6 protein-coding genes and 1 rRNA gene are annotated in these 6,890 nt (G+C 71.1%); 2 read left to right on the top strand and 5 right to left on the bottom strand.

What is annotated here, in order from left to right:
* Positions 1-88 (top strand): 5S ribosomal RNA (gene rrf / locus ACWD0Y_RS29445); the annotation flags it as partial.
* A 112-nt stretch (positions 89-200) separates the two neighbouring features.
* Here rrf and ACWD0Y_RS29440 read toward each other — a convergent pair.
* From ACWD0Y_RS29440 to ACWD0Y_RS29420, 5 genes are read right to left on the bottom strand one after another with little or no spacing between them, the layout of a single operon-like run.
* Positions 201-1,511 carry a DUF58 domain-containing protein gene (locus tag ACWD0Y_RS29440; protein WP_450263358.1) on the bottom strand — a complete coding sequence of 437 codons (1,311 nt, stop codon included), beginning with the start codon at positions 1,509-1,511 and terminating at the stop codon, positions 201-203.
* Positions 1,512-1,521: 10 nt separating this feature from the next.
* The gene (locus ACWD0Y_RS29435; RefSeq protein WP_450263356.1) at positions 1,522-2,496 is read right to left on the bottom strand and encodes an AAA family ATPase; all 975 of its coding nucleotides are present in this window, start codon (positions 2,494-2,496) and stop codon (positions 1,522-1,524) included.
* Complete coding sequence (locus ACWD0Y_RS29430) at positions 2,493-3,677, bottom strand: DUF4350 domain-containing protein (RefSeq protein ID WP_450263355.1); 1,185 nt, start codon at positions 3,675-3,677, stop codon at positions 2,493-2,495. Before ACWD0Y_RS29430 ends, ACWD0Y_RS29435 begins: the two co-directional genes overlap by 4 nt.
* A complete protein-coding gene (locus ACWD0Y_RS29425; RefSeq protein WP_450263354.1) occupies positions 3,674-4,363 on the bottom strand; it encodes a DUF4129 domain-containing protein in 690 nt (229 codons plus the stop codon). The genes ACWD0Y_RS29430 and ACWD0Y_RS29425 overlap by 4 nt, the downstream gene beginning before the upstream one ends.
* A gap of 4 nt (positions 4,364-4,367) precedes the next feature.
* Entirely contained in the window at positions 4,368-5,594 is a 1,227-nt protein-coding gene (locus tag ACWD0Y_RS29420; RefSeq protein ID WP_450263353.1) for a DUF7544 domain-containing protein, read from the bottom strand.
* A gap of 139 nt (positions 5,595-5,733) precedes the next feature.
* Between ACWD0Y_RS29420 and mtnA the strand changes: the two genes are divergently transcribed.
* Positions 5,734-6,888, top strand: a complete 1,155-nt coding sequence (mtnA, locus tag ACWD0Y_RS29415) for an S-methyl-5-thioribose-1-phosphate isomerase (protein ID WP_450263352.1) — start codon at positions 5,734-5,736, stop codon at positions 6,886-6,888.
* Positions 6,889-6,890 lie beyond the last annotated feature (2 nt).

The raw sequence follows: 6,890 nt of genomic DNA, 5'->3' as shown, positions 1-6,890 counted from the left end.
CGGTTACATTCCGAACCCGGAAGCTAAGCCTTTCAGCGCCGATGGTACTGCAGGGGGGACCCTGTGGGAGAGTAGGACACCGCCGAACAATTATTGTGGGAAAGCTCCGCACCTCCTGGTGCGGGGCTTTTCTGCGTTCCGGGGCCATTTCCTCAGGTTCCTCAGGCCGGCCGTCGGTAGGGCCTTTCCGTGTGAGTTTTTTATAGGCGGCCTGCTGTCTTCAGTGCGAGATAGGCGTCGGCGAGGGCCGGGGCCAGGTCGTCGGGGAAGGCGTCAACGACGGTGACGTTGTGGCGGATGAGCTTTTCTGCCGTGTGGCGGCGTTGCTGCTGAGCCTGTGTGCCGGCGGCGGCTTCGTAGACTGCGTCCGCTGTGCCACGGCTGGTTGCCATCTGTTCGATGCGAGGATCTGCCACTGAAGCCACCAGGACGGTGTGGCGCTGGGTGAGCTGCGGGAGCACGGGGAGGAGGCCCTCCTCGACCGGTGCGGCGTCCAGGCTGGTGAGCAGCACGACCAGGGAGCGCCGGGGGGCGTTGGCCAAAGCCATTGCGCTGAGGCCCCGGGCGTCGGTTTCCACCAGCGCGGACTCCAGGGGAGCCAGGGCATTGACGAGCGCGGGCAGGACGTCACCTGCGGTGCGGCCCTGGACCTGGGCGCGGACGCGGCGGTCGTAGGCGAGCAGGTCCACTCGGTCTCCCGCCCGCGAGGCGAGAGCGGCGAGGAGAAGAGCCGCGTCCATTGATGCGTCCAGGCGCGGTACGTCGCCGACGCGGCCGGCCGACGTGCGGCCGGTATCGAGGACGAGAAGGATGTGGCGGTCGCGTTCCGGGCGCCACGTGCGTACGGCGACGGTGTTCTGCCGGGCGGTGGCACGCCAGTCGATGGAGCGGATGTCGTCACCGGGCACGTAGTCGCGAAGGCTGTCGAATTCGGTTCCTTCGCCGCGTGTCAGGACGCTGGTGCGGCCGTCGAGTTCGCGAAGGCGGGCCAGCTTGGAGGGGAGGTGCTTCCGGCTTGTGAAGGGAGGCAGGACGCGGACCGTCCAGGGGACTCGGTGGGTGCCCTGACGGGCTGCGAGACCGAGAGGTCCGAACGAGCGGACGGTGATCCGTTCTGAGTGGCGGTCGCCGCGGCGGGTGGGCCGGAGGACGGTGGTGAGGCGACGGCGCTCGCCGGCGGGGATCGCCAGTTTGTGACGTGATGCTGTCTGTTCGGTGCCCGTGGGCCAGCTGCTGGGCGGCCAGGCGTCGCGGAGCTGGCCACGCAGGGGGCGGCCCGAGGGGTTGGTGACGGTCAGCTGGATCTCAGCACTGTCACCCAGTCGAACTGACGTGTCACCACTTCGGGTGAAACGGAGCTTTCGCACTGGTGCGGCCAGGGCGTAGTCGCACAGAATTGCGAGTGTGAGGGGAGCGTTCACGGCGAGGACCCCGGACCAGTTCGGCGCGAGGATGCCGATGGGGATCGAGCCGAGGGCCGCGAGGAGTGCGGTTCGTCCGGTGAGAGCCACAGTCATCGCCTCAGCGGGGGACGGGGACGTGGGTGAGGATCGCGGTGATGACGGAGTCTGCGGTGACTCCTTCCATCTCGGCCTCGGGCCGGAGCTGGATGCGGTGGCGCAAGGTGGGGAGGGCCAGGGCTTTCACATCATCGGGAATGACATAGTCCCGGCCGGTGAGCCAGGCCCAGGCCCGGGCGGTGGAGAGCAGGGCGGTGGCGCCTCGAGGGGAGACGCCGAGAGCGAGCGAGGGGGATTCGCGGGTGGCTCGACAGATATCCACGACATAGCCGGTGATCTCCGCGGAGACAGAGGTCTTGGCCACGGCGGCGCGGGCCGCCTCCAGGTCGGCGGGGCCGGCAGCCGGGCGTAGGCCCGCGGCCTGCAGGTCACGGGGATTGAAGCCCTCCGCGTGGCGGGTCAGGATGCCGATCTCGTCCTCGCGGGACGGGAGCGGAACCGTGAGCTTGAGGAGGAAGCGGTCCAGCTGGGCCTCGGGGAGAGGGTAAGTGCCCTCGTACTCCACGGGGTTCTGGGTCGCGGCGACCAGGAAGGGGTCGGGCAGGGGGCGGGGGGTGCCGTCGACCGTGACCTGTCGTTCCTCCATTGCCTCCAGGAGAGATGCCTGGGTCTTGGGAGGCGTGCGGTTGATTTCGTCCGCGAGCAGGAGGTTGGTGAAGACGGGACCGGGCTGGAAGGAGAACTCGGCGGTGCGGGCGTCGTAGACCAGGGAGCCCGTGACGTCACTGGGCATGAGGTCGGGGGTGAACTGGACGCGTTTCGTGTCCAGCTCGAGGGAGGCCGCGAGTGCGCGGACGAGCAGCGTCTTGGCCACTCCGGGGACTCCTTCGAGCAGGACGTGGCCTCGGCAGAGGAGGGCTACGACGAGTCCGGTGACAGCGGGATCCTGGCCGACCACGGCCTTTGCGATCTCGGTGCGCAGGGCTTCGAGCGAGGCTCGGGCGCTGTCCGGGTTCTCTGCGGGCTGGGCGCTCATGAAGCGCGTACCTCTCTTTCGAGGGCGTCGAGTTCGTCTACCAGGCGGATGAGGCCGGCGTCGTCGGGGGGTGCGGTGCCGAAGAGGAGGGCCGGAAGGTCCCGGCCGGTCGTCGGCAGGTGGGCGGAGACGGCTGGGAGCAGGACGTCGGAGGCGTGGGCCCGGGAGAGGGGCACGCCGAGAAGGGGGGCCAGCCGGGTGCGGGTCGCCGAGCGCAGGGCCGAGGCCGCGCGGTCGCGGGCGTTGGCCCTGCGGTAGAGGCGGGCGCGGCCTTCGGTGGTTTCGGAGGCCCGGACGGCTACGGGGAGCTGTTCGGTGACGAGGGGGCCGAGCCGGCGGGCGCGCCAGACGGCGGTGAGCACGGCGGCGAGGGCGAGTTGGAGTGTTCCCCAGAGCCAGCCCGGAGGGACCAGGTCGTAGAAGCTGCTTTTGCCGCCGTCGGTGGCCGAGGCGTCGCCGAGCGAGGGGAGGTACCAGACGAGGTGAGGCCGGGAACCGAGGAGTTGAAGGGCGAGCGAGGCGTTGCCCTGTTTGTCGAGGCGGTCGTTGTGGAGGATGTCCGGCGCGCCCAGCAGGACGGTGTCGCCGTCTGCTGGGGCAGGGACGCGGAGAACGGTGGGGAGGCCGTCGCTGAGGTAGCAGGCGTCGTTGCCGGGGACGTCGGTGGTGTAGCGGATTCCGCCGGTGTCGGCGTCGCCGGCGCGGAGTGCGGCGGGCAGCGAGCACTGGGGGGAGCGTGCCGACACGGCGGTGCGGGCCGAGGCGCGTACACCCGGTGCGAGGGTGGACACGGAAGGGGTGCCCGGGGCGAGGAGGACGGTGCGGGCGCCGGAGTCCTGTACCGCCGTGCGGAGCTGCCTCTGCTGGTGGGGTGTCAGGAGATCGGGGGTCGTCACCAGGAGAGTGGTGCCGGGTGCTGCCGCGCTCGTGGCTTCGCCGAGGGTGGTGACCACGCGGGTGGTGACACCGCGGGCTGCGAGAAGTTCGGCGACGGCGCGGCTGCCCTGAGGGTCCGCGGAGCGGGGGTCGAGGCTGCCGTGCTGGTCGCCGGAGCGTGCGGCGGCGATGGCGATCCCGGCGACCAGGACGACGACCGCCCCCAGGAGGAGACCGCGGCTGCGCGTCCAGACCTGGCGGACGGTGAGGGCGGTCGATGTGGAGAGTGCGGGAGCTCCGGTCATTCGGCAGCTCCCTGGACCGTGGCGTCGAGCAGTGGCTTCGTGCGCCGGAGGTCGGAGTCGAGTTCGCTCAGGCGCCGGTACGCCTGCCCGTCGGCGGTGCGGCCGCCGTATATGACGTCGTCGAACTCGCGGGCGGCGGCGCGCAGCCGGTCGGCGTGGCCGGGCAGGGAACGTCCGGCTTCCGCCGCGGCCTCGTCCGCGGTGCGACCGGGGCGCGGGTCGAGGAGTGCCCGCTCCTCCAGGGAGCGCACGACGGCTCGCATGCGCTCCTGGACGGCCTGGTTCCAGCGGTGCGCGGCGGCGTGTTCCTCTGCGGCGGTGCGGTGCTCCGCCGCGCTGCGCGGGCCTTCGTCGAACAGCGCGCCTTCGGAGGAAGGTGTGCGCTGCGGGGTGCCGAGGCGCAGCCACAGGCCGACGACGAGGAGCACGACGAGCACGACGACGACCACGAGTCCGACCGCGCCCCCGGGTGTGGCTCCGGAAGCGGCGGTGAACAGGTCGTTGACCCACTCCCAGAAGCGGTCGATGGCACGCTCGAGGAGATTCGGGTCGTTCTCGTGGTACATCGGCTTGGACAGTTCGCGTTCCGCGGCCTCGCGGGCCGGGACGCGTGGAGTGTCCACCGGTACGTCGTCACTTGCGCGAGCCCAGAGGCGCGCCGCTGTCCTGCCCCCCGCCGCGGACACCGCATCAGCCTCCGGGAGTGGTGTCGGTGGGCTGCTGGGGGCCGTAGCCGGGGAGGCCCGCGGCGCGGGCGAGTTCGAGGTCGAGGGCCTCACGGCGGATGCGCTGGTCCACGTAGAGCAGGACACTCACACCGGCGGAGATCGGGTAGGTGATCGAGGAGGCGATCACTGCGCCGATACCGGTGATGATCAGGAAGGGCCAGCCGAATTCGGGCGCCTGCCCGGTGAGGAGTCCGCCCAGACCGTCGTCCGCGGCGTAGGCGATGAGACCGAACGGTACGGCGATGATCATCGACACGATGAAGGTCAGGAGGCCCGTGAGCAGGAGGATGCCGAAGATGCGCCACCAGGCGCCGCTCACCAGCTTGGCGGACCGGGTCAGGGACTTCATGATGCCCTGCCGCTCCAGCATCAGTGCGGGGGAGGCGAGGCTGAAGCGGATCATCAGCCACAGGGTGACGACGAAGGCCGCGAGACCGCCCAGCAGCGACAGCGCGATTCCTGCTCCGGAGCCGAGCAGGAATCCGGGCGCGATGCCGACCACCATGATTCCGACGGTCATGGCGGTGAGCAGCAGGGTCAGGCCGAGCAGCTGCGGCAGCCGGGGCTTGGCCTCGCGCCAGGCGTCGGAGAGCGTGACGGGGCGGCCGAGTACGGAGCGGCTGACCACCATGGTGAGCAGCGCCGTGGTGAAGAGCGTGGCGATGAGGGTGATCACGAAGGAGGGGGACGCACCGACCAGGGTGGTTTGCATCGCGTCGAGGGACTGGCTCAGGGCCTCGGACGGCGTGGCGTTCGGGTCGACCTGGGCCGGTTCGGGCAGCAGGTAGCGCTGGATCAGGACGTCGCAGATCTGCGTGACCACGGCGACGGTGACCGTGATGCCGAGGACGGTGCGCCAGTGGGCGCGCAGTGTCGACACCGCTCCGTCGAGGATCTCGCCGACCCCGAGCGGGCGCAGCGGGATCACTCCCGGCTTGGCGGCGGGGGGCGGGCCTCCCCAGCCGCCTCCCTGGGGCCTGCCGCCCCAGTTCGGCGCGGGCTGCTGCGGAAGGCTCGGGGGCCCACCGGGGGCGGTGGGCGCGGACCACTGGCCGGCCGGCGGCTGCGCCTTGGACCACTTCGACGCGGCGTCGTTCTGGTCGGCCGGCTCGGCGGGCCGGGGAACGCCGGACTTCTGGTCGTCGGAGGGGGCAGATCCGGGCGAGGCCCAGCCCGGAGAGTCGTTCATTGTCGCTCCTTCACGGTGCCCGCCCGCGGTCGCGGCGGCAGGTTGACAGCCATCGTGTCATGGGGGACCTGCCGGTGGGCCGGGCCCCGTATCTCCTTTGGACCTTCAATTGTCGGTGCCTCACCGGCAGACTGGGCAGATGGCTGATCAGGACGCGCAATTCCCAGCGGGCGCCAAGCCGCCCGCGCTCCCTTCGCTGCGCTGGGAGGAACCGCCCGAGGGGCCCGTGCTGGTGCTGCTCGACCAGACGCGGCTGCCCGCCGAGGAGGTCGAGCTGGTCTGTACGGATGTGCCTGCCCTGGTGCAGGCCATCCAGACGCTCGCCGTCCGCGGGGCACCGCTGCTGGGCCTCGCCGGTGCCTACGGCGTAGCTCTGGCCGCCGCGCGGGGGTACGACGTGGACGAGGCCGCGGCGCTGCTGCAGCGGGCGCGGCCCACTGCGGTGAATCTCGGGTACGGGGTGCGGCTCGCGGCGGAGGCCTACCGGGCGGCCGTCGGGAAGGGGGCGGACACCGAGGGGGCGGCGGCGTCCGCGCTGGCCGCGGCGCGGGAACTGCACCGGGCCGACGCCGAGGCCAGCGTGCGCATGGCGGAGCACGGGCTGGTTCTGCTGGAGGAGCTGCTGCCAGGGGGCGGGCACCGGATCCTGACCCACTGCAACACCGGGGCGCTGGTCTCGGGCGGTGAGGGCACGGCGTTCGCAGTGGCGCTGGCGGCGCACCGGACAGGCAGGCTGCGGCGGCTGTGGGTCGACGAGACCCGCCCGCTGCTGCAGGGGGCCAGGCTCACGACGTACGAGGCGGCCCGCAACGGGATGGCGTACACGCTGCTCACGGACAACGCGGCGGGTTCGCTGTTCGCCGCCGGTGAGGTGGACGCCGTACTGATCGGGGCGGACCGGATCGCCGCCGACGGTTCGGTGGCGAACAAGGTGGGGAGCTATCCGCTCGCGGTACTGGCCAAGTACCACCACGTACCGTTCATTGTCGTCGCACCTGTGACGACCGTGGATCTCGGCACTCCGGACGGTGCGTCCATCGAGGTGGAGCAGCGGTCGGGGCAGGAGGTGACAGAGTTCACCGTGCCGTTGATTCCGGTGGCCGGTTCCGATGCCGGGATGGGGGCCGGGATGCCTGTGGCGCCGTTGGGAACACAGGCGTACAACCCGGCTTTCGACGTAACGCCGCCGGAGCTGGTGACCGCGATCGTCACGGAACAGGGTGCGATTTCCCCGGTCACGGGGGCCGGACTGGCAGAGCTGTGTGCCAGGTCACGCCAGGTAACGATTAGCTAATG

The sequence above is a fragment of the Streptomyces altiplanensis genome (genome assembly GCF_053591575.1).
The sequence above is the reverse complement of the archived record's forward strand: the minus strand, read 5'-3'. Positions and strand labels throughout refer to the sequence as shown.

What these genes read in the sequence shown, in the direction of transcription:
- ACWD0Y_RS29435 (WP_450263356.1), bottom strand. Translation starts at nt 2,496, where the DNA reads ATGAGCGCCCAGCCCGCAGAGAACCCGGACAGCGCCCGAGCCTCGCTC.
- ACWD0Y_RS29430 (WP_450263355.1), bottom strand. Translation starts at nt 3,677, where the DNA reads ATGACCGGAGCTCCCGCACTCTCCACATCGACCGCCCTCACCGTCCGC.
- ACWD0Y_RS29420 (WP_450263353.1), bottom strand. Translation starts at nt 5,594, where the DNA reads ATGAACGACTCTCCGGGCTGGGCCTCGCCCGGATCTGCCCCCTCCGAC.
- mtnA (WP_450263352.1), top strand. Translation starts at nt 5,734, where the DNA reads ATGGCTGATCAGGACGCGCAATTCCCAGCGGGCGCCAAGCCGCCCGCG.